Raw genomic sequence first — 25,725 nt, 5'->3', positions numbered from 1 at the left:
CCCTCCTCACCCCTTGGCGATCAGGTTGCGGCCGGCAAGCTCGCCGCGGAAGTCGCGTAGCAGGCTGATCACCGGATTGGGCGCGGCCTGGCCCAGGCCGCAGATGGAGGCGTCCATCATCACCCGGGCGAGCCGCTCGAGCTGCGGGACATCCCACTCGTCGCGTTCGAGAAGGGTGAGCATCTTCTCGCTCCCCATGCGGCAGGGCGTGCACTGTCCGCAGGACTCGTCGGCGAAGAAGGCCAACAGGTTGCTGGCCACGGCACGCAGATCATCCTGGTCCGAGAGCACGACGATCGCCGCCGAGCCGATGAAGCAGCCATGCTCCTGAAGGGTATCGAAATCGAGCGGGATATCCGCCTTGCTGGCCGGCAGGATCCCCCCGGAGGCGCCGCCGGGCAGATAGCCCAGCAGGTGATGGCCCTCGGCCATGCCGCCACAGTACTCCTCCAGCAGCTCGCGCAGGGTGATGCCCGCCGGGGCCAGATGCACCCCTGGGCGCTTGACCCGGCCGGAGACCGAGAAGCTGCGCAGACCACGCCGGCCATGACGCCCCTGGGCGGCAAACCATTCGGCCCCCTGCTCCCAGATGCGCGGGATCCAGTAGACGGTCTCGACATTGTTGACCAGGGTCGGACGGTCGAAGAGCCCCCTCTGGGCAACATAGGGGGGACGATGCCTGGGCTTGCCGGGCTTGCCCTCCAGAGACTCGATCAGCGCCGACTCCTCGCCACAGATATAGGCGCCGGCACCGCGACGCAGCACGATATAGCCCGGCGCCACCAGGCCGGCCTCCTCCAGCTCGCCGATGGCCCTGTGCAACACCCGATGCAGGCCGGGATACTCATCGCGCAGGTAGATATAGAGCGCCTCGGCCTCCACCACCCAGGCGCCGACCAGGGCACCCTCCAGGAAGCGATGGGTCTCGCGCTCCAGGTAGAAGCGATCCTTGAAGGTGCCTGGCTCGCCTTCGTCGGCATTGATCACCGCATAGCGAGGGCCCGGCTCGGCGCGAACCGCCTGCCACTTCCGATAGAGCGGAAAGCCGGCGCCACCCAGGCCACGCAGTCCGGCATGTTCGAAGGCCTCGATCAGCCTCTCGACGCTCACCTCACCGTCGCGGCAGGCATTCAGCAGCCGGTAGCCACCGGCCTCGCGGTAGTCGGCCAGGCGCTCCCAGAGGATCGTCTCAGGGTGGAAGTGACCGGTATCGATCACCGCCTCGACCCCTTCCACGCTGGCGTAGCGGACATGGTGGTGCCCCACCTCCACCACCGGCGCGCTATCGCAGCGCCCCATGCAGGGCGCGCGCACCACGCGAACCGCTTCCGGGGCGGCACCGGCCTCGAGCTCCGCCTTGAGGGCTTCCGCGCCGGCCAGCTGGCAGGAGAGAGAGTCACAGACCCGCACCGTCACCGCCGGCGGCGGTGCCTCGTCGTCGTGGACCACGTCGAAGTGGGCGTAGAAGGTCGCGGTCTCGTAGATGGCCGCCATGGGCAGGTTCATGTAGGCGGCCAGCGCCCGCAGCTCGACCATGGCCAGGTGGCCATGGGCATCCTGGATACCATGCAGATGCTCGATCAGCCGGTCACGGCGCTGCAGGCTGGGGTCGCTGCGCTCATCGCCCAGCAGGCGACGCAGCCCGGCGAGCGCCAGCGGGGCCAGTTCGCGGCCACGGGCCCTGCCGCGGCGACGCTTCGGTTGAGTGATCTCCACAGTCATAACGAGCTCGTTGTCATAATTGTTAAGAGGCGCGACAGTCAGCGGGTTCTATATTCGCGTGCGTTGATATGAATCATCCCTATGGTGGCACTTGCCCCGCGCCAGGACAATCTCCAGGCAGGTACCAGCGCCTCCGTCAGCTTGCCTCATCGATGGCGGCGTAGGCCACCATCTCGACCAGCATCTCCTCGCGGGCGAAGCCCGAGACGATGATGGCGGCACGGTTGGGATAGGGGGCCTTCACCACCTCGGCATAGAGCCTGTTGACCGTGGCGAGATCTTCGCGCCGGGTCACATAGATCAGTACCTGGGTCAGGTTCTCGACGCCACCGCCGGCGCACTCCAGGGTGTGCACCAGATTATCCAGCGTCTGGCGGGCCTGGGCCTCAATGCCGCCGCTGACGACCTCGCCCTGTTCGTCGATCGGAATCTGGGCGGTGAAGAGGATGCCATTGCCCACGGTTGCCCATGACAGCGGGGCGCGGGAAGCGAACAGATCGGTGGTAACGGGCTGAACCATGGGGGTGTCCCTCTCTGGGGTGCTCTGGATAAATGGATAAACGGACAAGGGAATGGGCGTACAGATATGTGGGTGGATAACGAGCCCCGGCGCTCCTCGAGGGTGAGCGCCGGGCCTGCTCGGCACCCAATGAGTCGATGACTCAATCGTTGTCGGTGACGCCGGCCCCGGCGCCACCGCGGGAGGCATCGGTGGACTCGACCAGAATGCGTGCTGCCAGGTCCTTGAGCCTGTTCCACACGCCATCATTGATGGGGATACCATCGAGCATGGCCCGCTCGCGGCAGGCCAGTAGCGTCGACTCTTCATGGCGGGCCAGCAGTTCGTAGTCGAACTCGGAGCGCATCGACGGCAGCAGGTCGACGTGGTTGGCAAACACCAGCGTGATGCCGTCGTTCGGCTCGTTCTCCTCGGGAACCTCCTTCACCGCATAGACGCGGATCTCGGGCACCGAACTGTTGGCACGAAAGCCGACCACCTGCTCGGTCAGCGGCGGCTGGTCGCTGCCCTCCGGGGCCTGAGCGTTACGCCAGAAGGCGGTGACGTTCATGCCCCGCCCGGCGATGCGGGCCAGATAGCCCATGATCAGCTGGCGATTGTGGCAGCGCCGGATCTTGATCACCGAGAGGCCCCGGGCGCGCGCCTTGGCGAAGCCGAGCTCCAGCGCCAGGCTCGAGCTTCTGAGAACGCTATGCCCCTGGCCATCGAGTACCGCGAGATCACCATCGGAATAGAGCTGCACCGGCGCGTGCTCCTGGGCATGCTGCTCGGCCAGCAGGTAATCGAGGCCACGGTTCAGGGCCTCCAGTCCATCGAGCTCATGGAGTTGCATCCAGGCGACCATGTCGGCGGCATCGCTGGCATCGCCATCTTCGAAGCCCAGGCCCAGAAAGGCCTTTCGGCAGAGTCCTTGGAGCTCGTTGTAGGAGACCTTCATGTGGTGACTCCGGTGGTAATGGGGGTGGGGATATCCTCGGCGTGGCTTGTCGATGGTTCGAGCGGAAAGCTCCAGTCGTCGAAGGCACGCAGGTCGTCGGGCTCGGCGTTGAGCTCTTCAACCAGTGGTGCCCCTTGGAACAGGGTGATGCGTACCCAGCGGTCCGACTTGGGGTCGAAGCGGCTGGCGCCGAAGAACGATAGCTTGGTGCGCAGCAGATGCATGGGCTTCATGTCGCGGGCCCAGAGGTTGGCCCGAATCTCGCCAAAAGGCGTTTCGACCATGGTCTGAATGCGGCGCACGATGTCCTTGTGACGCGAGTGCTGGATCAGAAAGTCGACCACCGAGGCGCGGGGGTGGTCGCCCAGATAGTCGCTGATGACGCGATGGGTATCCGCTACCCGCGGGGCGATGGCCAGCTTGAGCTCGCGGTCGGCACCGGGTTCGCTGTCGCGCACCCCGAGCCGTGGCTCCTCCTTCTCGACGGAGCGATACCAGAACCAGTAGCGATTGTCGGGATCATCGAAGTCATAGGAGAGCGCCCAGTCATAGTGGGTCTCGATCAGCTGCTTCAGGCGCACCAGCGGCATTTCCGGCGTCAGTTCCATGCGCTCATCGACGCCCATGCGGTCCTCGAAGGGCTCGACGATGTCCGGGTAGATCTCCAGCAGCAGGGTGTTGATCAGCTCCTGGGTCTCCAGCGACAGGGTCCGGTGACCCCACTCGATCAGCTCCTGCCAGAGGTCGTTGGTCAGCGGCACCTGCTCGAGCCAGATGCGCACCTCGGGCAGGGCCGCCGCGGTCTCGACATTGCGCGCGCTCTGCTCGACATCCTCGGTGACGGTCTGCTCCAGATGGCGCTGGGCACGGCTGACCAGTGCGATCAGCGCGGCACGCTGCTCCTCATCGGGCTGCTGGGCACTGATCTGGGCCAGCGCCTGTTCACGGCTCTCGACCCACTGCTCGATCAACTGCGGATGGTTGATCAGAAACGGCGCCATGCCGAGTCCGGTCGAGTTGCCGATCCCCAGATAGCGCCGCAGCGGGGTGGCGAGCCCGACGGCAGTCGCCGGCGCCTGGCGCCGGGCGATATGCTCGATCTGCTCGATGGAGAAGTGGCGCAGCAGATAGACCCCCAGCATCTGGGCCGAGAAGGGCCGCTGGAAGTCCGGGTTGTCGCGCAGGCGGTCGAAGTCGGCGATGCCGAACTTGCCGTTGCCGTAGACGGCCGTGGTGCGATACAGGTAGCCGACCCGGGTGATCCACCTGGGGTCGGGCTGCTGGCCGGCGCTGAGTGCCTCGCTAAAGGCGGCGAAGTTGCGCAGACTGCGATTGGCCCGGGAGAGCACCAGCAGGCGCGGGTGCTGGCGGCCGGCTTCCTGAAGCGGCACGTTGGCCGCCATCTGCTCGAGCAGGGCGTCGTCCACATCCCCCTCGACCACGCCGAAGGTCACGTCCCAGGCCTCGGCGATAACGCGATCCGAACGGGCATCGTCGGGCAGCGGCTGAGAGAAGATCACCCCGTGATAGCGCCCCCGCGGCGTCTGCAGACGATAGATGGCCGTGCCGTGGCCGTCGTCGTCGAGATCGAAGCGCGTCGTGCTGATCTGCCAGCGCTGGCGTGCCATCTGGCGTATCAGGCTGCGCACGAAACTCAGGCGGCTGGGGTGCAGGCTGCCCAGACGTTCCAGGTCCATGACCCGTTCCGGGGCACGCAGGCGCAGACTCTCCTCGAGCGAAGAAACGCGATCGATCATGTTACTGCTCCTGAGAGGGCGTCGAGCCTGTCTGTGCCGGCGGCGTTGACGAGGTTGGGGGGACCGCGATCGGGCGCAGATCCCGGGAGACCAGCCCCTGATTGCGGGCCATGGCGATGGCGGCCTGGGGGCCGGTCCATAGTGACGGCAGCAGCACCAGCGACACCGGAATGGCGGTAAGCACGATGAACTGCTGCAGGGCGCTGATCTGTCCGGCTCCCATGTACAGCAGGATTGCCGCCATCAGTGACATGGTGATGCCCCAGAAGGCGCGGATCAGCGAGCTGGGCCTGTCGTGTCCGGCGCCGACCACGGCGATGGCATAGCTCATCGAGTCGCCGGTGGTGGCAACGAAGATGGTGGTGAGCACCAGGATCGCCAGCGCCATGAAGGTGCCACCGGGCAGTGCCTGAGCCACGGTGAGGGTGGCCACGTCGAACTGGAAGTTGCTCAGCGCCTCGCTCAGGTCGATCACCCCGGTGAACTGATAGAAGATGCCCGAGCCGCCCAGCAGGGTGAACCAGATCGTGGTGGCGATGGGCGCCAGCACGGCAACGGTCAGGATCATCTGGCGGATCGTGCGCCCCCTGGAGATGCGCGCGACGAAGATCGCCATCAGCGGACCATAGCCAATGAACCAGGCGAAGAAGAACACCGTCCACCACTGCATCCACCAGTCAGGTGCGCTCTGGGCGGTCATGGTCGACATGGTGAAAAAGTTGGTCAGGTACTCGCCAAAGCCCTGGGTAAAGGCGTTGACCAGAAACAGCGTGGGACCGAACAGGAAAATCACCGCCGCGATGCCGAGCGCCAGGAAGACATTCAAGCGGCTCAGCAGCTGGATGCCCTTGTCGATGCCGGTGACCGCCGAGGTGACATAGATGGCACCGAGGCAGATCAGGATGATCAGCTGGGTGGTGTAGTTGTTGACCACACCGAGCAGCTCATGCAGGCCGAAGCTCACCTGGGTGGCGAGAAAGCCGATGGGACCCACGGTACCGGCGACCACGGCGATGACGCAGAGCGCATCGACCACACCGCCGAACATGCCGCTCATGATGCGCTCTCCGAACAGCGGATAGAGCAGGTTCCGCGGCTGCAGCGGCTGGCCCTTGTCGTAGTGGGCGTGGGCCAGCACGATGGAGGTCAAACTGCCCAGTACCGCCCAGGCCAGAAAGCCCCAGTGCATGAACGACTGGGCCAGTGCCGGCGCGATGGCGTCGACAGTGCCCGCCTCGGTGTCGAATGAGGGCGGCGTCGTCACGAAGTGGTAGATCGGCTCGCCAGCGGCGAAGAAGACCCCGCCACCGGCCAGCAGGGTGCACATGATGATCGACACCCACTTGAAGGTGGAGAGCTCCGGCGTAAAGGTATTGCCGATGCGTGCGCTGGCCATGGGCGTACAGGTCAGACCGATGGCGACCAGAAAGGTCAGCAGCAGCAGCAGCTGAAAGTAGGCGCCGAGGACCTTGGCCGTCCAGGCGAAGCCTGCGCCAATGGCATCGGCGACGCCGTTGATATCATAGAGTGACAGGCCCACGAACAGCACGATGAAGCCGATGCTCAGGGTCAGCACGACGGGATCGCCCAGTCGGTGCTGACCGGAAGGCAGCGAGGCTTCGGGCGTATCGCTGTTGTTATCGATGCTGTTATCGACGTAGGTATCGGTATTGGTGTTGGACTTGGTTGACGACATCAGAGTGGCCTCTGGCGTAGGGCCCCTCGAGGAGCGGGGCCGCTGTTGTGATTTTTATGTTAGTGACCGCTGATCCCTTCCCTTCAGGCGACCCGGTTCAGGCCCTGCTCGGGCGTGGCGGCACGCTCCAGCAGCGCCACCCAGTTCTGTCCCATGATCCCGGCGACCTCCTGCTCCGCGAAGCCAACCCCACGCAGACCCTCGATCAGGTTGGGGAAGTCGCGGCTGTCACGCAGCCAGGCCAGCGGCTTGGGCCAGCCGGCATTGGTGGCGCTGCCTTCGCCGTAGTCCATCTCCTTCGACCAGCGACCATTGCGCATCCAGTCGAGGATCGAGGTGGGCTGGTTCTGGCACAGATCGGTACCAATCCCCAGATGCTCCACCCCCATCAGGTCGGCAGTGCGGGCGATCATTTCGCAGTACTCGGTCAGGGTGCAGTCCGAGCCGTTCCTGAGGTGGAACGGGTAGGCGGAGAACCCCAGCAATCCATCACACTCGGCGATGGCCTTGAGCACCCTATCGGACTTGTTGCGTTTGGCCGGATGAAAGCTCGCCGGATTGGCGTGAGAGATGATGACCGGACGGCTGGAGAGCTCGATGGCGTCCAGGGTAGAACGCTCGCCGCTGTGTGACATGTCGATGACCATGCCGACCCGGTTCATCTCGCGAATCACCTGGCGTCCGAAGCGGGTGATCCCGCTGTCCTCGGCCTCGTAGCAACCACAGGCCAGCAGGCTCTGGTTGTTGTAGGTGAGCTGCATGATCAGCAGCCCCAGATCGCGCATCACCTCCACCATGTCGACGTCGTCTTCGATGGGCGAGCAGTTCTGGGCACCCAGGAAGATTCCCACCTTGCCGGCCTGACGCGCGCGTTCGATATCGCTCGCCTGGCGCACCGGCATGATCAGGTCGGCATGCTCCTCGAAGCGCCGGTTCCACTCACCCATCCGCGAGAGCGTCTCGCGGGTGGTTTCATGGTAGACCAGGGTAGCGTGGACGGCATCGACGCCGCCCTCGCGCATCTGCTCGAAGATCTCCCTCGACCAGTTGGAGTACTGCAGACCATCGACCGTCAGCATCTGCTTGGACATCAGCTCGACTCCTCTCTCGGGCCCTGGCTCAGTTGGCCTTGACGTAGCAGGTCTTGACCACGGTGTAGAACTCGCGGGCGTAGCGGCCTTGCTCACGCGGGCCGAAGCTCGAGTTCTTGCGACCGCCGAAGGGCACATGGTAGTCAGTGCCGGCGGTGGCCAGATTGACCATGACGCAGCCGGTTTCGGCGCGGGCCTTGAACTCGCTGGCAAGCGCCAGGGAGTCGGTGATGATGCCGGCGGTCAGGCCGAAGTGGGTGTCGTTGAGCACCTCGATGGCCTCATCGGCATCCGCCACCTTGATCACGCAGGCGATGGGCCCGAAGACCTCTTCGCGGTTGATCGGCATCTCATTGGTGGTGTCGACGAACAGTGTCGGCGCCATGAAGTAGCCATCGGTGTCGCGCTCGAGGCGCTCGCCGCCGAAGGCCAGCCTGGCGCCTTCACGCTGGGCACGCTCGACCCAGGCCAGGTTCGACTCCAGCTGCCGGGCATCGGCGGCCGGGCCGAAGCTCACGCCCTCCTCCAGGGCATGACCGACCTTGACCTGCTCGAGCCGCTTGATCAGCTTCTCGACGAAGGCGTCATGGACCTTCTCGGTGACGATCAGTCGCGAGGACGCGGTGCACTTCTGGCCGGTGCCGGAGTAGGCCCCGTTGAAGGCGGCCTCCACGGCCAGGTCCAGGTCGGCGTCGTCGGCCACGATCAGGGCGTTCTTGGACCCCATCTCCAGCTGGCACTTGACCAGGTTGGCCGCGGTGGCGGCGGCCACGCGGCGACCGACCTCCAGCGAGCCGGTGAAGCTCACGGCATGAATCTCGGGGCTCGAGATCAGCGCATCGCCCACCGAGCCGCCGGAGCCCATGATCAGGTTGAAGGTGCCGGCGGGCAGTTCCTGGCGGCTGATGATCTCGGTCAGGGCCCAGGCGCTGGCCGGTACCAGGTTGGCGGGCTTGAACACCACCGCGTTGCCGAAGGCCAGTGCCGGGGCGATCTTCCACACCGCCGTGGCCATCGGGAAATTCCAGGGGCTGATGATGCCGACCACTCCTACCGGCTCGCGACGAATATCGACTTCCACGCCCGGCCGCACCGACTCGGCGCGCTCATCGATCTGGCGCAGCACCTCGGCGCCGTAGTAGTGGAAGAACTGCCCCGAACGATGGACTTCGCCCATGCCCTCGGCCAGCGTCTTGCCCTCTTCACGGGCGAGCAGTTCACCCAGCTCGGCCTTGCGCGCGATCAGTTCATCGCCGATGGCCATCAGCACGCCATAGCGATGCTCGAGGCCGGTCCTGGCCCACTGCTTCTGGCCCTGCCTGGCGGCGCTGATGGCCTCCTCCACCTGAGCGACGCTGGCCTGGGCATACTCGCCGACGATGTCACTGGTGTCAGAGGGGTTGACGTTGGTGATGCTGCCCTGACCCTCGACCCAGGTGCCATTGATGTAGAGAGAGTGAACGTGGGACATGGAAACCTCCTAGATATGATCAAAGCCATCCTAGGCGATGCCAGAAGATAAGAGGTAATCAAAAATAAAGATAAAATGATAAGGTCTTCTTATCATCCTACCCCGCCGAGGTCGCCATGCATCCCGAGCTCAAGATACAGCCCCTCCGCTATGTGCTGGCCATCGTCGACGAGGGCGGCTTTCATGCCGCCGCCCGCCATCTGCACCGCACCCAGCCGGCGCTCTCCATGGCGGTACGTGAGCTCGAGCAGCGGCTGGGTGAACCCCTGTTCGAGAAGGGAGGCAAGGCGACGCTCACCCCCTTCGGGGCCTACTGTCTGCCGCGCTTCCGCGAGCTCGTGACACAGCACGATCGCGTCAGTCGGGATCTGGTCGCCCGGGTGGAGAAGCGCGCCGGGCATATCGACATGGCGGCCGTGCCCTCGGTGGCCAGCCGGCTGATGCCACGTCTGCTCAGTGACTTCATCCAGCGCTACCCGGACCTCAGGGTCAGCCTGCACGACGGCAACGCCGACTTCGTGGGCCGAATGGTGGCCAGTGGTGAGGTGGATCTCGGCATCTCCAGCCTGTGGCAGGCGGACGCCGAGCTGGATTTCCACCCCTTGATGCGCGATGCCATCGGGGTGGTATGCCGCGAGGACCACCGCTTCGCCGACCGCCAGGCGCTGAGCTGGCAGGAGCTGCAGGGGGAGGTATTGATCCGCAACGGCACCTCACGGCTGCTCTCGGGAACCGATGCCGAGCCGCTGCTGGCGCAGAGCGCTTTCGATATCTCCAACATGATCTCGCTGAACGCCATGCTGGAGGCGGGCATCGGCATCACCACCCTGCCGCGACTGGCATTTCCCGAGGAGTACGCACGGCTGCGCTTCGTGCCGCTGTCGGAACCGTACGTGGAGCGCCAGATCGGGCTGATCTGCCGGGTCGATGTCAGCCTGTCACCGGCGGCGGCGGCGATGCGGCAGCATCTGATGGAGCACCTCGGGGAAGAGGCAAGCCGTCACAGTCGTTCGAGGTAGGCCGTTCCGCCGAGATTGCGCATCTGTCGGCGGATCCAGGCGCTCCGCTGGGCCACCTCGGAGGAGGGACGTGCGGCATCGCGGCCTCGCGGGTCAGGCAGGATCGCCGCCAGGCGACTGGCCTGATGCGGCCCGAGCCGATCGGCAGAAACGCCGAAGTAGTGCTGGGCCGCGGCTTCCAGGCCGAAGACGCCGCTGTCCCACTCGGCGATATTCAGGTAGACCTCGAGGATGCGCTGCTTGGGCCAGACCAGCTCGATCAGCAGGGTAAACCAGGCCTCCAGGCCCTTGCGGACCCAGCTGCGCCCGCTCCACAGGAAGAGGTTCTTGGCGGTCTGCTGACTGAGGGTGCTGGCACCGCGCAGCCGGCCGCCGTTGCGACTCGCCTCCCAGGCACGCCGAATCTCCACCAGGTCGAAGCCATGGTGGTCGAGAAACCGTTGATCTTCGGCGGCGATGACCGCCAACTTGGCATGATCGGAGAGGGACTCCCAGGGCCGCCAGCGATGCTGGAGATCGATGGGTTCATGGACCAGCCAGGAGTGTACCTTGCGTTCCACCATCACCATGGAGCCGAACACCGGCGCCTCGCGGAACAGCAGCACCAGCAGCACCGACAGCACCACAAAGCCCAGCGCGGCACGCCATAGCCACCCCATCAATCTGCGCAGCAGCGCCCTGATCATGGCTGCCCTCGTCGCATCGCGTCTCTCTCCACTCATGCCTCTCGTGCCAGGCCCGCTTGCCAGTAGTAGCAGGCAGTATACGGGCCCGGCACGTCACACACACGGGAGATCTAGACGCCCGGACGAGTCATCAACGCTTCTTGTGCAGATGCTCGGCGTGGTAGCGCAGATGATCCTCGATAAAGGAGGCGATGAAGTAGTAGCTGTGATCGTATCCCGGCTGTCGGCGCAGGGTCAGCGGATGGTCATGCTCGGCACACACCGCCTCGAGACGCTCGGGCTTGAGCTGCTCCTCGAGGAAGTCATCCGCCTCGCCCTGGTCGATGAACAGCGGCTGGCTGGAGGCGCCACGGGCTACCAACTCACAGGCGTCGTACTGGGTCCACTTGCCGCGGTCATCGCCGAGATAGCTCGAGAAGGCCTTCTGCCCCCAGGGGCACTCGGAAGGGTTGACGACCGGCGCGAAGGCCGACACCGAGCGATAGTGGCCCGGCCGACGCAGCGCCGCCACCAGTGCGCCGTGACCGCCCATGGAGTGGCCGCTGATCGATTCGCGACCATTGACCGGGAAGTGCTGGCGCACCACCGAGGGCAGCTCTTCGGTCACATAGTCATACATGCGGTAGTGGCGCTTCCAGGGCTCCTGGGTGGCGTTGACATAGAAGCCGGCGCCGGAGCCGAAGTCATAGCTGTCATGCTCGCCGGGCAGATCGGTGCCACGCGGGCTGGTATCCGGACAGATGATCGCGATGCCGAGCTCGGCGGCAGCGCGATGCGCGCCGGCCTTCTGCATGAAGTTCTCGTCGTTGCAGGTCAGTCCGGAGAGCCACCACAGCAGTGGCACCCGCTCGGTCTCGGCCTGGGGCGGCAGGTAGATGGCGAAGATCATCTCGCAATCCAGCGCCCGGGAGCGATGGCGGTACCGCTTGTGCCAGCCGCCGAAACTCTTGTTGGCCGATACCAGTTCGAGGTTCTCGGTCATGGTCATGAATTCACTCTCCTTGTCGGCCGGGAACTTCCGGCCGCCGATCGACAGGGTGGCGCCCGATGCCTCAGCATCGGACGCCTATCAATCACCACGCGCGGTAACGGGCGCGTACCAATCAATCACGCGCAGCATCGGGCGCGTATCGATCAATAGTGCAGCACGGTGCGAATGCTCTCGCCCTTGTGCAGCAGATCGAAGGCCTCGTTGATCTTTTCGAACGGCATGTCGTGGGTGATGAAGTCGTCGATATTGATCTCGCCGTTCATGTACTGCTCCACGTAGCCCGGCAGCTCCGTACGGCCCTTCACGCCGCCGAAGGCGGAGCCCTTCCAGACCCGGCCGGTCACCAGCTGGAACGGACGGGTGCTGATCTCCTCGCCGGCACCGGCAACACCGATGATGATCGACTCGCCCCAGCCCTTGTGACAGCACTCCAGCGCCTGGCGCATGACGTTCACGTTGCCGATGCACTCGAAGGAGTAGTCGACGCCGCCATCGGTCATGTCGACGATCACTTCCTGGATGCTGCCGGCGTGATCCTTGGGGTTGACGAACTCGGTGGCGCCGAACTGCTCGGCGAGCTTGAACTTCTCCGGGTTGACGTCGATGGCGATGATGCGGCTGGCCTTCGCCATCTGGGCACCCTGGATCACCGCCAGACCGATGGCACCGAGACCAAACACGGCGACGGTGGAGCCCGGCTCGACCTTGGCGGTATTCATTACCGCACCGATACCGGTGGTCACGCCACAGCCCAGCAGGCAGATCTTGTCCAGCGGCGCCTGCTTGGAGACCACCGCCAGGGACACCTCGGGAACCACGGTGTACTCACTGAAGGTGGAGCAGCCCATGTAGTGGTGCAGCGACTTGCCGTCCAGCGAGAAGCGAGACGTGCCATCGGGCATCAGGCCCTGGCCCTGGGTGGCACGCACCGAGCTGCACAGGTTGGTCTTGCCGGAGAGGCAGAACTTGCACTTGCCGCACTCGGCGGTATACAGCGGGATGACATGGTCACCGGGACGCACGCTGGTGACGCCTTCACCCACCTCCTCAACGATGCCGGCGCCCTCGTGGCCCAGCACCGAGGGGAACAGACCCTCAGGGTCGGCACCCGAGAGGGTAAAGGCATCGGTATGGCAGACGCTGGTGGCGGCCATGCGCACCAGCACCTCACCGGCCTTGGGGCCCTCGACGTCGATCTCGACCAGCTCCAGGGGCTTGCCCACTTCCAGGGCAACGGCGGCGCGTGACTTCATATTCGTTCTCCTCGCTTGGAAAGTTCAGATACAGTCTAGGCTATAATCCGAACCGGTATAAACCGCACCAAAGGCATTACATTGTTGCCACACAGCAATAATCTTGCATTCTTCAGGAGAGTCCATGCAGCGCTGGGATCGTATCGAAGCCTTCGTCGAGGTGGTGCGGCTGGGCACCTTTGCGGCGGCCGCGCGGGAGCTTTCGGTCTCCAACTCCCACGTCAGCCGGCTGGTCAGTCAGCTCGAGCAACAACTGGGCACCGCCCTGCTCTATCGCACCACGCGCCAGATCAATCTGACCGACGCCGGGGCGCTCTACTACCGCCACTGCCGCCATCTGTTCGACGGCTTTCGCGAGGCCGAAGCGGCGCTCGATGACCTTCAGGACCGTCCCCAGGGGCGCCTCTCCCTGACCTCCGCCACCACCTTCGGCGAGCGCTTTCTCGCCCCACTGGTCAACGACTTCCTGCTCGAACACCCTCAGCTGGAGGTCCGCATGCACTTCACCAACCGCCAGGTGGATATCATCGACGAGGGGTTCGATGTGGCGATCCGCATGGGCCGCCTGGAGGACTCGAGCCTGGTGGCCAGGCGACTGTGCGAGCGCCGCGAGTATGTGGTGGGCGCTCCCGCCTATTTCGAACATATCTCACAGCCCCATGCCCTGGCCGAACTCTCTCGCCATCGCTGTCTGATCGGCAGCCGCGACCAGTGGCGCTTCGCGGTGGATGGGGTGCGCCGCGAGGTACGCGTCAGTGGCCAGTGGCGGGCCAACTCGGGGCCTGCGCTGCTCGATGCCGCCCTGAAGGGACTGGGGCTGGCCCAACTGCCCGACTACTACGTGGATGAGCATCTGGCGAGCGGCGCCCTGATCTCGGTGCTCGATGCCTACCGCCACGACGACACGGCGGTCTGGGCGGTCTTCCCCCGCCATCGCCAGCGCTCGCCCAAGCTGCAGCGTTTTCTCGATCACCTGGTGAGCTACCTGCCGCAACGCCTGTCCAGCGCGCATTAAAAAGGCGCCCCGCGGGGCGCCATAGGTCTTCGTAATAAAACATCGCGGGAACCGGGGGTCACTTGAAGTTCTTGCGCACCACCTTCTGGATCTCGCCGACGATGCCGCTGCGGAAGCTCAGCACACAGATCACGAAGATGGCACCGAGGATCACGCTGACCCAGTTGCCGAGCGGCGACTGCGCCAGCTGGGTCTGCAGGCTGACCACCACGCCGGCACCCACCAGGGGGCCGAACAGCGTGCCCACGCCGCCCAGCAGGGTCATCAGGATCACCTCGCCGGACATGTGCCAGTGGGCATCGGTCAGCGAGGCGAGCTGGAAGACCACGGTCTTGGTCGAGCCCGCCAGACCCGCCAGACCGGCGGAGAGCACGAAGGCCACCAGCTTGTAGGCATCGACGTTGTAGCCGAGTGACACGGCACGAGGCTCGTTCTCGCGGATCGCCCGAAGCACCTGGCCGTAAGGCGAATGCACGGCACGCTGGATGATCGCGAAGCCGATCAGGAACACCGCCAGCACGAAGTAGTACATGTTGAGGTTGCTCTCGAGACTGATCACCCCGAACAGCTCGCCGCGCGGCACCCCGTGTAGGCCATCCTCGCCGCCGGTGAAGGGCGCCTGGACGAAGAAGAAGAACATCATCTGCGCCAGCGCCAGCGTCACCATGGCGAAGTAGATACCCTGCCGGCGGATCGCCAGGGCGCCGAACAGCGTGCCCAGCACCACGGCGGCGAAGGTACCGATCAGGATGCCAAGCTCGGGCGTCAGCCCCGGGTAGCTGGCCAGCATGATGCCGGTAAAGTAGCCACCGGTGGCCAGGAAGGCGGCGTGCCCGAAGGAGAGCAGGCCGGCATAGCCGAGCAGCAGGTTGAAGGCGCAGGCGAACAGTGCGAAACAGAGCACCTTCATCAGGAAGACCGGATAGGCCACGAAGGGGGCTACCAGGGCGATGGCGACCAGCGCCAGGTAGAGGAGGTTGCGACGCATCTTGGCCTTGCGGCGAAGTTTCATGGCAGGCGTCAGGGTCTGGGTTGCCGACATGGTGTCAAGCCTCCTTGCCGAAGAGTCCCGCGGGACGCAGCATAAGGACCACCACCATCACCACGAAGATCACGGTGTTGGCAGCCTCGGGATAGTAGACCTTGGTCAGGCCCTCGATCAGCCCCATGGCCAGGCCGGTGATGACGGCACCGATGATCGAGCCCATGCCACCGATCACCACCACGGCAAACACCACGATCAGCAGGCTCGAGCCCATGGTGGGCGAGACCGGATAGAGCGGTGCGGCCAGCACCCCGGCAAAGGCGGCGAGCGCCACGCCGAAGCCGTAGGTCAGGGTGATCAGCTGGGGAACGTTGACGCCGAAGGCCTGCATCAGGGCCGGATTCTCGGTGCCGGCGCGCAGGTAGGCCCCCAGGCGAGTCCGCTCGATGATGAACCAGGTCGCCAGGCAGACCGCAAGCGCGGCAACCAGCACCCAGCCACGGTAGATGGGCAGGAACATGAAACCCAGGTTGACGCCGCCCTGCAGGACGTCGGGAGTGGGATAGCTGGACCCCGAGACCCCGAAGAAGTTGATCAGTGACCCCTCGAAGATCAGCGCCAGACCGAAGGTCAGCAGCAGCCCGTAGAGGTGGTCGAGGTGAGCGATGCGGCGCAGGATAAAGCGTTCGATCAGCATGCCCAGCCCACCCACCACCAGCGGTACCACCAGCAGGGCCGCCCAGTAGTTGAGCCCCAGGTACTGCAGCCCCAACAGCGCCGTGAAGGCACCGAGCATATACATCGCACCATGGGCGAAGTTGACGATCTTCAGCAGACCGAAGATCACCGCCAGCCCGAGGCTGAGCAGGGCATAGAAGGCGCCGTTGATCAGGCCCAGCATCAGCTGACCCATAAATACCATCAACGGCACACCGAAAATCATTGTCATGCGATGGACCTCCCCTCAGGTGGCGGCGGCCGAAGCCGCCGCCGATTCTGCATCCACTCAGTTGTTGACCAGATCACACTGGCTTTCGGAAAGCGGACGGAAGGCCTCTTCGGCGGGAATCGTGGAGAGGATTTCGTAGACATCCCACTCGTTCTCGGACTCTTCGGGAGTCTTCACCTGCGCCAGATACATGTCGTGGACCATGCGGCCATCTTCACGGATATAGCCATTGCGAGAGAAGAAGTCCTCCACGGGGCGCTCGGCCATGGCCGCCCGGATCTGCTCGGGGTTATCGGTACCCGCCTCGGCCACGGTCTCCAGATAGTGCGCGGTGCTGGAGTAGATGCCGGCCTGCACCATGGTCGGCCGCTTGCCGGTCCGCTCGAAGTAGCGATCGGCCCACTCGCGCGCCTGCTCATCCATGTCCCAGTACCAGCCGGTGGTGAGCAGCAGGTTCTGGGTCGCCTCGAGACCCATGGAGTGGACGTCGTTGAGGAAGATCAGCAGGCCGGCGAGCTGCTGGCCGGACTGGGTCAGGCCAAACTGGCTAGCGGTGGTGATGGCATTGACGGTGTCGGCACCGGCATTGGCCAGCCCGACGATCTTGGCACCGGAACCCTGGGCCTGGAGGATGTAGGAGGAGAAGTCGCTGGTGGGGAAGGGATGTCGCACCCCACCGACGATCTCACCGCCATTCTCCTCCACCACCCTGGTCACGTCGCCCTCCAGGGCATGGCCGAAGGCGTAGTCGGCGGTGAGCATGAACCAGCTGTCGCCGCCCTGTTCCACCACTGCCTTGGCGGTGCCGTTGGCGAGCGGGTAGGTGTCATAGACCCAGTGAATATGGTTGGGGGTGCAGTGCTCGTTGGTAATGCTGGACGCGGCGGAACCCGAGACGATACCCAGGCCGTCGTTCTCCTCGATCACCTTGGTGGCGGCAATGGAAACCGAGGAGGCCACCAGCCCCGCCACCAGGTCGACATTCTTCGTGTCGAACCACTCGCGCACCGTGTTGGCGCCGACATCGGCGCTGTTGCGATCGTCGGCACTGAATACCTCGATGGGCACGCCATTGACCTCGCCACCGAAGTCCTCGACGGCCATCTTCAGGGCCTCGAGGCCACCCGGGCCGGCGAGATCACGATAGGTGCCGGACATGTCGGCGAGATAGCCGATGCGCACGGCATCGTCGCTCATGCTGGCCTGGGCGCCGGTCGTCATCAGGGTCGCGGCGGCAAGGGCTACGCTGGAGGCGAGAATCTTGCGATTGAAGGTCATGGTTGACTCCGTGGCCCACGCGGGGCGGTTTGTTGTTGTCGATACGGTTGACGCTAGGAAACTGCCGGACGGCCAACGCGCCGTCACACACCCAGCAGGCTGTTGAGGTGATCGCGACGTGAGGGCAGCTCGGCCGCGGTGATCTCCTCGATGATACGGCCGTGCTCCATCACGAAGTGACGGTCGGCCAGGGGCGCGGCGAAGCGGAAGTTCTGCTCCACCAGCACGATGGTCATGCCGCGCTCCTTGAGCTTGATCAGCACCTCGCCGAGCGCCTGGACGATGACCGGTGCCAGGCCCTCGGTGATCTCGTCGAGCAGCAGCAGTCGCGCCCCGGTGCGCAGGATTCGCGCCATGGCCAGCATCTGCTGCTCGCCCCCCGAGAGCCGGGTGCCCTGGCTACGCCGACGCTCATAGAGGTTGGGGAACATCGTGTAGATCTCGTCGATGGACATGCCTCCCGAGCGCACCGTCGGTGGCAGCAGCAGGTTCTCCTCGACGTCGAGGCTTGAGAAGATCCCGCGCTCCTCAGGGCAGTAACCGATCCCCAGCCGCGGGATATGATGGGACTTCATGCCCATCGCCTCGTTGCCATTGATCATGATCGAGCCGGTACGTCGACCCACCATGTTCATAATCGCCTTGAGGGTGGTGCTGCGACCGGCGCCGTTGCGCCCCAGCAGGGTCACCAGCTCACCGCGCTTCACATCGAAATCGACGCCGTGAAGGATATGCGACTCGCCATAGAAGGCGTGCAGGTCACTGACCCGCAGCATCTCGGCGCCTTCATGATCCTGGTATTGGTGGACCGGATCCTGCATCGCTTCGGATGTCTGGCTCATGCGCTGGCCTCCTCTGCCGCCGCTTCGCTGCCCATGTAGGCCTCGCGGACCTGGGGATTGCGCGATACCTCCTGATAGTCGCCCTCGGCCAGCACGGCGCCACGGGCCAGCACGGTGATGCGGTCGCAGAGGCGACTGACCACGCTGAGGTTATGCTCCACCATCAGCACGGTGCGCCCCGCCGAGACCCGCCGAATCAACTCGACGATGCGGTCGACATCCTCGGCTCCCATGCCCTGAGTCGGCTCGTCGAGCAGCATCATCGTCGGCTCGAGAGCCAGCGTGGTGGCGACCTCCAGGGCACGCTTGCGGCCATAGGGCATCTCCACGGTCAGCACATCGGCATACTCGGCCAGGCCGACCTCATCGAGCAGCTCCATGGCACGGTCGTTGAGATGATCGAGGCTGCGCTCGGATTTCCAGAAGTGGAAGGAGGTGCCCAGCTTGCGCTGGAGGGCCACCCGCACGTTCTCCAGGGCGGTCATATGACCGAACACCGCGGAGATCTGGAAGGAGCGCACCAGCCCCAGACGGGCGATCTCGTTGGCCTTCATGCGCGTGATGGGCTTGCCGCGATAGAGAATCTCGCCGCGGGTCGGCGGCAGAAACTTGGTGAGCAGGTTGAAGACGGTGGTCTTGCCGGCCCCGTTGGGGCCGATCAGGGCGTGGATATGCCCTTCCTGGACCTTGAGGTTGACGTCGTCCACGGCGGTGAAGCCGCGAAACTCCTTGGTCAACCCGCGAGTTTCCAGTATGAACTCCTGGGTCATGTGTCTTCCTCTTGGGGTCGCGACGCGACCCGCCGTGGTGCTGTTATCGTTGTTGCCAGGCTTTACGTTAACGTAAGCTAGAGGATGCGTTATCGCTCGGCAATAGGCTCGGTATAAAAACGCGACTAATGGTGTAGGCCCCTGAAATTCAATAGTTTGCAAACAAGTCGCCGGCGAAGTTAGCTCCCCCTCGACGGACCGGGTAAGATGTCCTTCAACTGTTACCCTCAGACACGAATTCCGCCATGCCACATAAGTCTCTGCCTTCCCCCTCCTGGCCCATCAGCTTTCGCGCCACCTGCCTGCGCGCGACACTCTATATCCTGCTGGTGGTGGGTATCGCCCAGGGGGTCTTCTATGAGTCCCTCTATCTTCCCGATACACGCTTCTCCGAGCGTGGCTTCACCGAGCTGGCCCAGTCCGCCCTGCTGGCCGCCGGTGCCGGCCTGCTGCTCTACAGCCATCTGGTAATCCGCACCCTGCCCTACATCAGCCTGCTGATGTTCGGGTTTCTGTTTGCCTCGCTGATCCGCGAGCAGGACGCCCTGCTCGACACCTACCTCTTCGATGGTGCCTGGCAGCTGCTGGTCAGCCTCACCGTGCTGCCGATCCTGTTCGTTGTCATCCGCAAGCGGCAGTGCTTCCTGGCCGAGTTCGCTGCCTATTCCAACAGCTTCTCCTTCGGACTCTTCGCGGCGGGCTTCCTGACCACCTATGTCTTCTCGCGGCTCTACGGACGTGGCGACTTCTGGCAGGCGATCCTGCAGGAGAACTATGTTCGCGACTTCAAGAGCGCCGCCGAGGAGGTCGTGGAGCTGTTTGGCTATGCCGTGCTGCTGATCGCGGTCATCGAGCTGGTCCTGCTCGCCCGGCGCTGGGCCCTGGCACGACAGAACGGCTGAGCTAGACACCGGCCGCTCCTCCAGCGTCCACGAAAAGCACCCACGAAAAAGCCCCAGGGTTCAGCTCTGAACTGAACTGCACCCTGGGGCTTTTTCATGAGCAACGCTTGTTGCTGTTGTGACGAGCGCCTGGTGTTATTACTCGTCCAGGAAGGAGCGCAGCGGCTCCGAACGGCTGGGGTGACGCAGCTTGCGCAACGCCTTGGCCTCAATCTGGCGAATCCGCTCGCGGGTAACATCGAACTGCTTGCCGACCTCCTCGAGGGTGTGGTCGGTGTTCATGTCGATGCCAAAGCGCATGCGCAGCACCTTGGCTTCGCGCGCGGTGAGTCCACCGAGCACGTTGCGTGTCGCCTCTATCAGCCCCTCACCGGTGGCGGAGTCGATGGGCAGCACCATGGAGCTGTCCTCGATGAAGTCGCCCAGGTGCGAGTCGTCGTCATCACCGATCGGCGTCTCCATGGAGATCGGCTCCTTCGCGATCTTGAGCACCTTGCGCACCTTGTCCTCGGGCATCTCGAGACGCTCGCCCAGCTCCTCGGGGGTCGGCTCACGCCCCATCTCCTGGAGCATCTGCCGGGAGACCCGGTTGAGCTTGTTGATCGTCTCGATCATGTGCACCGGGATGCGGATGGTGCGCGCCTGGTCGGCGATGGAGCGGGTAATCGCCTGACGGATCCACCAGGTGGCGTAGGTGGAGAACTTGTAACCGCGACGATACTCGAACTTGTCCACCGCCTTCATCAGGCCGATATTGCCCTCCTGAATCAGGTCCAGGAACTGCAGGCCGCGATTGGTGTACTTCTTGGCGATGGAGATCACCAGGCGCAGGTTGGCCTCGACCATCTCCTTCTTGGCGCGACGTGCCTTGGCCTCGCCGATGGAGAGACGACGATTGACCTCCTTGATCTCCTGCACCTGCAGGCAGACCATCGCTTCCTCGAAGGCGATCTTGCGCTGGGCGCGCTGGATATCAGCACTCAGCGGCTTCAGGCGTTCGGCATACTTGGGGTGCTCGGCGGAGAACGCCTCCAGCCACTCGGGGTCGGATTCGTTGCCGGGAAAGGCCTTGATAAAGGTCTTGCGCGGAATGCGTGCCTTCTTGACACACAGCTGCATGATCGCCTTTTCCTGGGCGCGCACCTGCTCGACACTGATCCGCACCTGGTTGACCAGACGCTCGAAATGCTTGGGTACCAGCTTGATCGGCGAGAACAGCTCGGCCAGACGCGCCAGGGCATCCTGGGCCGCCTTGGAGTTGCGACCCTCGGCCTCGATGGCGGCCTTGGCGGCGGCATTCTTCTCGCGGATCTGCTCGAAGCGCGCGCGTGACTCTTCCGGGTCGGGGCCACCGACGCTCTCCTCCTCGGCCTCCTCGTCCTCATCCTCGTCCCCGACGCGGATCTCCTCTTCGGGCACCTCAGCCTCGGCTACCCCGGGAATGCCCTCGTCGGGATCGATGAAGCCGGAAAAAAGATCGGAGAGGCGGCCCGGCGCTTCCTCGTCCTGGGTGGCATCGTAGGCCTCGAGAATGGAATCCACCGCGCCAGGCAGGTAGGCCAGCGCCGACATGACTTCGCGGGTGCCCTCCTCGATGCGCTTGGCGATCTCGATCTCACCCTCGCGGGTCAGCAGCTCCACCGTACCCATCTCGCGCATGTACATGCGCACGGGATCGGTGGTGCGACCCACGTCGCTCTCCACCGCTGCCAGGGCCGCCACAGCTTCTTCGGCCGCCGACTCGTCGGTGGAGTGGTCCGACATCATCAGGGTATCTTCATCGGGGGCTACCTCGACGACGCTGATGCCCATGTCGTTGATCATGCCGATGATATCTTCCACCTGATCCGGGTCGGCGATATCCTCGGGAAGGTGGTCGTTGACCTCGGCATAGGTCAGGTAGCCCTGTTCCTTGCCGCGCGCGATCAACTCCTTCAGACGCGACTGTTGCTGCGCATTTCCAGCCATAGAAACCCTATCTCGACGAAGAAGAATGAAACACCTGAAGCGCTGGGTGGAGAAAACTCACAAAGCCGAACAGTATAGCGGCAGAAAGCACCTTTCTGCCAGTTCGATCTATTTGCGCGGTTACTCAGGTGTGTTAGGTTGTCAGGTTACGCCGGTGCCGAGCGCTGTCTCCTATGTGGGGATGTTAGGAGAGAAATCAACCGTACGGCCAGCCCGGAGTGTCCTCAGAATGTCTTTTTGACCTTCCGGTCAGCGGTGCAGTTCGGTGATCAACGCCATCAGGCGCTGCCTCTCCTCCCGTGACAGCCGCTCCCCTGCCTTCTCCCTGGCCAGCAGTGCGTCGAACTCCTCCTGCGGCGAGCGCCTGCGCCGATGCCTTCGAAAATGCCCCACCAGGCCCTCCAGCTCGGGACCACGCGCCGCCTTCGGAATCAGCAGCTCGCGCCGCGCCAGCGCCGCCAGACGCTCCCCTTCCGGGCTGCCATGAAAGTGTGCCAGCAGCACCTGAGGGCTGCGGTAGCCACCCGCCCTGAGCAGGCGAATCACCTCACGGCAGAGCAGACCATCCGGCTCCTCATCGGGACACCAGTCATCCTCCGCGGGCAGCTGCGCGACCAGCTCCGGCTCGTGCAGCAGCAGCTGCAGGGCCCTCGCGACAAGACTCAAGGCTCCGCCGGAGCGCTGCGGGAAGGCGCCCCTCCCCTGCTCCCGAGGAGGCGGTGGCGCCGATGTGCCACCTGCCGCCATGGCCGGCGGCGACTCATCGCCACGCGCCTCCCGGCCCGCGACGACCTCGCCCCTTGCCAGCAGGGCCGAGAAGTTCGCCGCCTCGACTCCGGTGCGGCGCGACAGCTCGGTCAGCATCAGCGACTTGAGCACCCCCTCCGGCAGCCGTCCGATCGCCTTCAACACCTGGCTGGCGTAGCGCTCGCGCTCCTCGATATGGGCCAGGTCGCGCCCCGCCGCCGCCTGATCGAAGAGGAACTCCGACAATGGGCTGGCGCAGGTGATGCGGTCCTGGAAGGCCTCGGCGCCCTCCCGGCGCACCAGGGTGTCCGGATCCTCCCCCTCGGGCAGAAACAGAAAGCGCGCCTGGCGCCCGTCGATCATCAGCGGCAGCGCCGTCTCCAGCGCACGTGTCGCCGCCTGGCGCCCGGCACGGTCGCCGTCGAAGCAGAACACCACCTCGTTGACCATCCGGAACAGGCGCCCGAGATGCTCTTCGCTGGTGGAGGTGCCCAGGGTGGCGACCGCATTGCGGATGCCGAACTGTGCCAGGGCCACCACGTCCATGTAGCCCTCGACGATCACCACCCGCTCCAGGCGGTGATCGGCCTGGCGCGCCTCATAGAGGCCATACAGCTCGCGCCCCTTGTGGAACACCGGCGTCTCCGGTGAGTTGAGGTACTTGGGCTTGGCATCGCCCAGCACCCGGCCTCCGAAGCCGATGGTGCGCCCCTTGATATCCCGGATCGGGAACATGACCCGGTCGCGGAAACGATCGTAGGTGCGACCACTCTCCTCGCGATGCACCAGCAGGCCATACTCCACCTGCACCGGCTCGCCGATGCCGCGCTCACCCAGGTGCCGCTTGAGGCCTTCCCAACCATCCGGCGCATAGCCGACCCCGAAGGTCTCGAGCACCTCCGGCGCCAGGCCGCGACGCTCCAGGTAGTCCCGGGCGCCCTGCCCCTCGGGCATCTTCAAGCGCTCGCGAAAATAGGCGGCCGAGAGCTCCAGCAGGTTGACCCCCTCCTTGCGCTTGCGCTCGCGCGCCTGGGCCCGGGGGTCGTCGGCGCCCTCGCGGGGCACGTCCATGCCCAGCCGCCCCGCCAGCTGCTCCACCGCCTCGGGGAAGCGTAGCTTGTCGTACTCCATCAGGAAACGTAGCGCATTGCCGTGAGCGCCACAGCCGAAGCAGTGATAGAACTGCTTGTCGGCACTCACGGTGAATGACGGCGTCTTTTCCTGATGGAAGGGGCACAGGCCCGAGTAGTTGCGTCCGGCCTTCTTGAGCTTGACCCGCTCGCCCACCACCTCGACCACGTCGACGCGAGCCAGCAGGTCATCGATGAAGCGCTGGGGAATCTGTCCGGCCATGAAGTCGAATCACCTCGACGACTGCGGTGTGATTACCCTGGGGCGACGGCAGTCACCATCGACCCGGAAAAAACAAGCGGCCACCGGATGGCGGCCGCTTGGCGTCCTCCTGAGACCGCCCGGCCCTAGGGCCCGACGTCTCCAGTACGGATCAATAGAGCCGTTCGAAGCGCTTGCGCTCACGCTGGAGCTTCTTGGCGTGACGCTTGACGGCGGCCGCCGCCTTGCGCTTGCGCTCCGCAGTCGGCTTCTCGTAGTGCTCGCGACGACGCACCTCGGAGAGAACACCGGCTTTTTCGCAGGAACGCTTGAAGCGACGCAGCGCGACGTCAAACGGCTCGTTATCACGTACTTTAACAGAAGGCATTAAGCACTCACCTACCTTAGGTAACTAGAGTTCGGTTAGTACGCACACCCCTGTGGGTGGCACGTTTCGCGAAGAACAAACGCCCGGAACGCCTGAGCGCGCCGGAAAACGAGGGGTTCGATCGCGGTTTTCGCCACCTGGGTGCACGACCCAGTCTTGCAGCGCACGACATTCTAGACCCCACACCGAGTTCTTGCAAATGCTTTCCGTGTCCATAACGCGTAGAATGGCGGCCTTTTCCGAGTAAACGAGCCGACACCATGCGCGTACTGGGCATCGAGACCTCCTGCGACGAGACCGGCGTCGCCCTCTTCGACACCGAGCGCGGCCTGCTGGCCGACGCCCTCTACAGCCAGATCGCCATGCACGCCGAGTATGGCGGCGTGGTACCCGAGCTCGCCTCTCGAGACCACACGCGCCGCCTGCTGCCGCTGATCCAGCAGGTGCTCGACGAAGCGGGACTGACCCGCCAGGACCTCGATGCCATCGCCTATACCGCGGGCCCCGGCCTGGTAGGGGCGCTGATGGTGGGGGCCGCCACCGCCCACGGCATGGCCAGAGCGCTGAACATTCCGGTGCTCGGCGTCCACCATATGGAGGGGCACCTGCTGGCCCCCATGCTGGAGGAGGACCGCCCGGCGTTCCCCTTCGCGGCCCTGCTGGTCTCCGGCGGCCATACCCAGTTGGTCGAGGTGCGCGGGCTGGGTGACTACAGCTTGCTCGGTGAGTCCGTGGACGACGCCGCCGGCGAGGCCTTCGACAAGGCCGCCAAGATGCTGGGCCTGGCCTATCCCGGTGGCCCTCAGGTGGCACGCCTGGCCGAGCGGGGCGATCCCGGCCGCCTGCGCTTCCCGCGGCCGATGACCGACCGCCCGGGACTCGACTTCAGTTTCTCGGGTCTCAAGACTCACACGCTCACCGCCATTCGCAAGCTCGAGGCGGCCGGCGAGCTCGACGAGCAGGCCCGCGCCGATGTGGCGCGAGCCTTCGAGGAGGCGGTGGTCGACACCCTGGTCATCAAGTGTCGCCGCGCCCTGGACCAGACCGGCCTCAAGCGGCTGGTGGTGGCCGGCGGCGTCAGCGCCAATGCGCGGCTGCGCGAGCGCCTGGAGCACGAGTGCGAGAAGCGCAACGCCCGTGCCTTCTACCCCCGCGGGCGCTTCTGTACCGACAACGGGGCGATGATCGCCTATGTGGGCGCCCAGCGCCTGCTGGCGGGCGAACACGACGAGCCTGGCGCGATGCAGGCCGTGCCGCGCTGGCCGATGGATACTCTGGAACCTCCTGCCGGTGGCTGAACGGCGCCATGATCGCGCTCTTTATGTCACAGCGCCCAGCGCCTGCTGGCGGGCGAACACGACGAGCCTGGCGCGATGCAGGCCGTGCCGCGCTGGCCGATGGATACT

General features: G+C 64.8%; 22 protein-coding genes. 4 read left to right on the top strand and 18 right to left on the bottom strand.

From position 1 onward, the window contains the following. Nucleotides 1-6 precede the first annotated feature (6 nt). The 7 genes from Q0894_RS13815 to Q0894_RS13785 form a co-directional block, all read right to left on the bottom strand. Complete coding sequence (locus tag Q0894_RS13815; RefSeq protein WP_299236383.1) at nt 7-1,722, bottom strand: NADH-ubiquinone oxidoreductase-F iron-sulfur binding region domain-containing protein; 1,716 nt, start codon at nt 1,720-1,722, stop codon at nt 7-9. A gap of 136 nt (nt 1,723-1,858) precedes the next feature. Then, a complete protein-coding gene (locus Q0894_RS13810; RefSeq protein WP_299236366.1) occupies nt 1,859-2,242 on the bottom strand; it encodes a RidA family protein in 384 nt (127 codons plus the stop codon). A gap of 142 nt (nt 2,243-2,384) precedes the next feature. Then, nucleotides 2,385-3,179 carry an Ldh family oxidoreductase gene (locus Q0894_RS13805; RefSeq protein ID WP_299236364.1) on the bottom strand — a complete coding sequence of 265 codons (795 nt, stop codon included), beginning with the start codon at nt 3,177-3,179 and terminating at the stop codon, nt 2,385-2,387. Continuing rightward, nucleotides 3,176-4,936, bottom strand: a complete 1,761-nt coding sequence (locus Q0894_RS13800) for a hypothetical protein (protein ID WP_299236362.1) — start codon at nt 4,934-4,936, stop codon at nt 3,176-3,178. Before Q0894_RS13800 ends, Q0894_RS13805 begins: the two co-directional genes overlap by 4 nt. Nucleotide 4,937: 1 nt before the next feature. Next, entirely contained in the window at nt 4,938-6,632 is a 1,695-nt protein-coding gene (locus tag Q0894_RS13795; protein ID WP_299236360.1) for a BCCT family transporter, read from the bottom strand. Nucleotides 6,633-6,715: 83 nt separating this feature from the next. Continuing rightward, a complete protein-coding gene (locus Q0894_RS13790; RefSeq protein ID WP_299236358.1) occupies nt 6,716-7,723 on the bottom strand; it encodes a dipeptidase in 1,008 nt (335 codons plus the stop codon). A gap of 28 nt (nt 7,724-7,751) precedes the next feature. After that, nucleotides 7,752-9,194 (bottom strand): aldehyde dehydrogenase family protein, encoded by a 1,443-nt coding sequence (locus tag Q0894_RS13785; protein WP_299236356.1) that lies wholly within the window; start codon nt 9,192-9,194, stop codon nt 7,752-7,754. 116 nt (nt 9,195-9,310) lie between these two features. Between Q0894_RS13785 and Q0894_RS13780 the strand changes: the two genes are divergently transcribed. Further along, nucleotides 9,311-10,213, top strand: a complete 903-nt coding sequence (locus Q0894_RS13780) for a LysR family transcriptional regulator (protein WP_299236354.1) — start codon at nt 9,311-9,313, stop codon at nt 10,211-10,213. On the opposite strand, the gene mtgA is transcribed toward Q0894_RS13780, so the two are convergent. From mtgA to Q0894_RS13765, 3 genes are all read right to left on the bottom strand, one after another. Then, nucleotides 10,195-10,899 (bottom strand): monofunctional biosynthetic peptidoglycan transglycosylase, encoded by a 705-nt coding sequence (gene mtgA, locus Q0894_RS13775; protein WP_299236352.1) that lies wholly within the window; start codon nt 10,897-10,899, stop codon nt 10,195-10,197. The two genes, Q0894_RS13780 and mtgA, sit on opposite strands and share 19 nt — an antisense overlap. Before the next feature lie 130 nt (nt 10,900-11,029). Beyond that, a complete protein-coding gene (gene fghA / locus Q0894_RS13770; protein WP_299236350.1) occupies nt 11,030-11,887 on the bottom strand; it encodes an S-formylglutathione hydrolase in 858 nt (285 codons plus the stop codon). A gap of 146 nt (nt 11,888-12,033) precedes the next feature. Beyond that, nucleotides 12,034-13,143: an S-(hydroxymethyl)glutathione dehydrogenase/class III alcohol dehydrogenase gene (locus Q0894_RS13765; RefSeq protein ID WP_299236348.1), complete on the bottom strand. Its 1,110-nt coding sequence runs from the start codon at nt 13,141-13,143 to the stop codon at nt 12,034-12,036. A 124-nt stretch (nt 13,144-13,267) separates the two neighbouring features. Here Q0894_RS13765 and Q0894_RS13760 point away from each other — a divergent pair, with 124 nt between their 5' ends. Continuing rightward, nucleotides 13,268-14,158, top strand: coding sequence for a LysR family transcriptional regulator (locus tag Q0894_RS13760; protein ID WP_299236346.1), 891 nt, complete (start codon nt 13,268-13,270; stop codon nt 14,156-14,158). 58 nt (nt 14,159-14,216) lie between these two features. On the opposite strand, the gene Q0894_RS13755 is transcribed toward Q0894_RS13760, so the two are convergent. The 5 genes from Q0894_RS13755 to Q0894_RS13735 form a co-directional block, all read right to left on the bottom strand. Beyond that, complete coding sequence (locus Q0894_RS13755) at nt 14,217-15,200, bottom strand: branched-chain amino acid ABC transporter permease (protein ID WP_132041930.1); 984 nt, start codon at nt 15,198-15,200, stop codon at nt 14,217-14,219. A gap of 4 nt (nt 15,201-15,204) precedes the next feature. Then, entirely contained in the window at nt 15,205-16,092 is an 888-nt protein-coding gene (locus Q0894_RS13750; RefSeq protein ID WP_132041931.1) for a branched-chain amino acid ABC transporter permease, read from the bottom strand. A gap of 57 nt (nt 16,093-16,149) precedes the next feature. Continuing rightward, a complete protein-coding gene (locus Q0894_RS13745; RefSeq protein ID WP_299236342.1) occupies nt 16,150-17,370 on the bottom strand; it encodes an ABC transporter substrate-binding protein in 1,221 nt (406 codons plus the stop codon). Nucleotides 17,371-17,453: 83 nt separating this feature from the next. Then, the gene (locus Q0894_RS13740; RefSeq protein ID WP_132041952.1) at nt 17,454-18,191 is read right to left on the bottom strand and encodes an ABC transporter ATP-binding protein; all 738 of its coding nucleotides are present in this window, start codon (nt 18,189-18,191) and stop codon (nt 17,454-17,456) included. 17 nt (nt 18,192-18,208) lie between these two features. After that, nucleotides 18,209-18,982: an ABC transporter ATP-binding protein gene (locus Q0894_RS13735; protein WP_195689042.1), complete on the bottom strand. Its 774-nt coding sequence runs from the start codon at nt 18,980-18,982 to the stop codon at nt 18,209-18,211. Nucleotides 18,983-19,227: 245 nt separating this feature from the next. Here Q0894_RS13735 and Q0894_RS13730 point away from each other — a divergent pair, with 245 nt between their 5' ends. Next, nucleotides 19,228-19,884, top strand: a complete 657-nt coding sequence (locus Q0894_RS13730) for a hypothetical protein (RefSeq protein ID WP_299236339.1) — start codon at nt 19,228-19,230, stop codon at nt 19,882-19,884. A 138-nt stretch (nt 19,885-20,022) separates the two neighbouring features. Here Q0894_RS13730 and rpoD read toward each other — a convergent pair whose 3' ends face one another. The 3 genes from rpoD to rpsU all read right to left on the bottom strand — a co-directional run bounded on the left by rpoD (nt 20,023) and on the right by rpsU (nt 24,319). Then, a complete protein-coding gene (rpoD, locus tag Q0894_RS13725; protein ID WP_161423773.1) occupies nt 20,023-21,852 on the bottom strand; it encodes an RNA polymerase sigma factor RpoD in 1,830 nt (609 codons plus the stop codon). 249 nt (nt 21,853-22,101) lie between these two features. Next, complete coding sequence (dnaG, locus tag Q0894_RS13720; protein ID WP_132041936.1) at nt 22,102-23,952, bottom strand: DNA primase; 1,851 nt, start codon at nt 23,950-23,952, stop codon at nt 22,102-22,104. 151 nt (nt 23,953-24,103) lie between these two features. Further along, a complete protein-coding gene (gene rpsU, locus Q0894_RS13715) occupies nt 24,104-24,319 on the bottom strand; it encodes a 30S ribosomal protein S21 (protein ID WP_016416934.1) in 216 nt (71 codons plus the stop codon). A 260-nt stretch (nt 24,320-24,579) separates the two neighbouring features. Between rpsU and tsaD the strand changes: the two genes are divergently transcribed. Then, a complete protein-coding gene (tsaD, locus tag Q0894_RS13710) occupies nt 24,580-25,617 on the top strand; it encodes a tRNA (adenosine(37)-N6)-threonylcarbamoyltransferase complex transferase subunit TsaD (RefSeq protein WP_132041937.1) in 1,038 nt (345 codons plus the stop codon). Nucleotides 25,618-25,725: the final 108 nt, after the last annotated feature.

It is taken from the genome of uncultured Halomonas sp. (genome assembly GCF_947501415.1).
Lineage (GTDB): Bacteria > Pseudomonadota > Gammaproteobacteria > Pseudomonadales > Halomonadaceae > Halomonas.
Note: the sequence above shows the minus strand (reverse complement) of the source record. Positions and strands in the feature narration are given on the sequence as shown.

Excerpts from the sequence above, each read along its gene's own strand:
- Q0894_RS13815 (WP_299236383.1), bottom strand. The coding sequence starts at position 1,722 with ATGACTGTGGAGATCACTCAACCGAAGCGTCGCCGCGGCAGGGCCCGT.
- Q0894_RS13810 (WP_299236366.1), bottom strand. The coding sequence starts at position 2,242 with ATGGTTCAGCCCGTTACCACCGATCTGTTCGCTTCCCGCGCCCCGCTG.
- Q0894_RS13805 (WP_299236364.1), bottom strand. The coding sequence starts at position 3,179 with ATGAAGGTCTCCTACAACGAGCTCCAAGGACTCTGCCGAAAGGCCTTT.
- Q0894_RS13800 (WP_299236362.1), bottom strand. The coding sequence starts at position 4,936 with ATGATCGATCGCGTTTCTTCGCTCGAGGAGAGTCTGCGCCTGCGTGCC.
- Q0894_RS13795 (WP_299236360.1), bottom strand. The coding sequence starts at position 6,632 with ATGTCGTCAACCAAGTCCAACACCAATACCGATACCTACGTCGATAAC.
- Q0894_RS13790 (WP_299236358.1), bottom strand. The coding sequence starts at position 7,723 with ATGTCCAAGCAGATGCTGACGGTCGATGGTCTGCAGTACTCCAACTGG.
- Q0894_RS13785 (WP_299236356.1), bottom strand. The coding sequence starts at position 9,194 with ATGTCCCACGTTCACTCTCTCTACATCAATGGCACCTGGGTCGAGGGT.
- Q0894_RS13780 (WP_299236354.1), top strand. The coding sequence starts at position 9,311 with ATGCATCCCGAGCTCAAGATACAGCCCCTCCGCTATGTGCTGGCCATC.
- mtgA (WP_299236352.1), bottom strand. The coding sequence starts at position 10,899 with ATGATCAGGGCGCTGCTGCGCAGATTGATGGGGTGGCTATGGCGTGCC.
- fghA (WP_299236350.1), bottom strand. The coding sequence starts at position 11,887 with ATGACCATGACCGAGAACCTCGAACTGGTATCGGCCAACAAGAGTTTC.
- Q0894_RS13765 (WP_299236348.1), bottom strand. The coding sequence starts at position 13,143 with ATGAAGTCACGCGCCGCCGTTGCCCTGGAAGTGGGCAAGCCCCTGGAG.
- Q0894_RS13760 (WP_299236346.1), top strand. The coding sequence starts at position 13,268 with ATGCAGCGCTGGGATCGTATCGAAGCCTTCGTCGAGGTGGTGCGGCTG.
- Q0894_RS13755 (WP_132041930.1), bottom strand. The coding sequence starts at position 15,200 with ATGTCGGCAACCCAGACCCTGACGCCTGCCATGAAACTTCGCCGCAAG.
- Q0894_RS13750 (WP_132041931.1), bottom strand. The coding sequence starts at position 16,092 with ATGACAATGATTTTCGGTGTGCCGTTGATGGTATTTATGGGTCAGCTG.
- Q0894_RS13745 (WP_299236342.1), bottom strand. The coding sequence starts at position 17,370 with ATGACCTTCAATCGCAAGATTCTCGCCTCCAGCGTAGCCCTTGCCGCC.
- Q0894_RS13740 (WP_132041952.1), bottom strand. The coding sequence starts at position 18,191 with ATGCAGGATCCGGTCCACCAATACCAGGATCATGAAGGCGCCGAGATG.
- Q0894_RS13735 (WP_195689042.1), bottom strand. The coding sequence starts at position 18,982 with ATGACCCAGGAGTTCATACTGGAAACTCGCGGGTTGACCAAGGAGTTT.
- Q0894_RS13730 (WP_299236339.1), top strand. The coding sequence starts at position 19,228 with ATGCCACATAAGTCTCTGCCTTCCCCCTCCTGGCCCATCAGCTTTCGC.
- rpoD (WP_161423773.1), bottom strand. The coding sequence starts at position 21,852 with ATGGCTGGAAATGCGCAGCAACAGTCGCGTCTGAAGGAGTTGATCGCG.
- dnaG (WP_132041936.1), bottom strand. The coding sequence starts at position 23,952 with ATGGCCGGACAGATTCCCCAGCGCTTCATCGATGACCTGCTGGCTCGC.
- rpsU (WP_016416934.1), bottom strand. The coding sequence starts at position 24,319 with ATGCCTTCTGTTAAAGTACGTGATAACGAGCCGTTTGACGTCGCGCTG.
- tsaD (WP_132041937.1), top strand. The coding sequence starts at position 24,580 with ATGCGCGTACTGGGCATCGAGACCTCCTGCGACGAGACCGGCGTCGCC.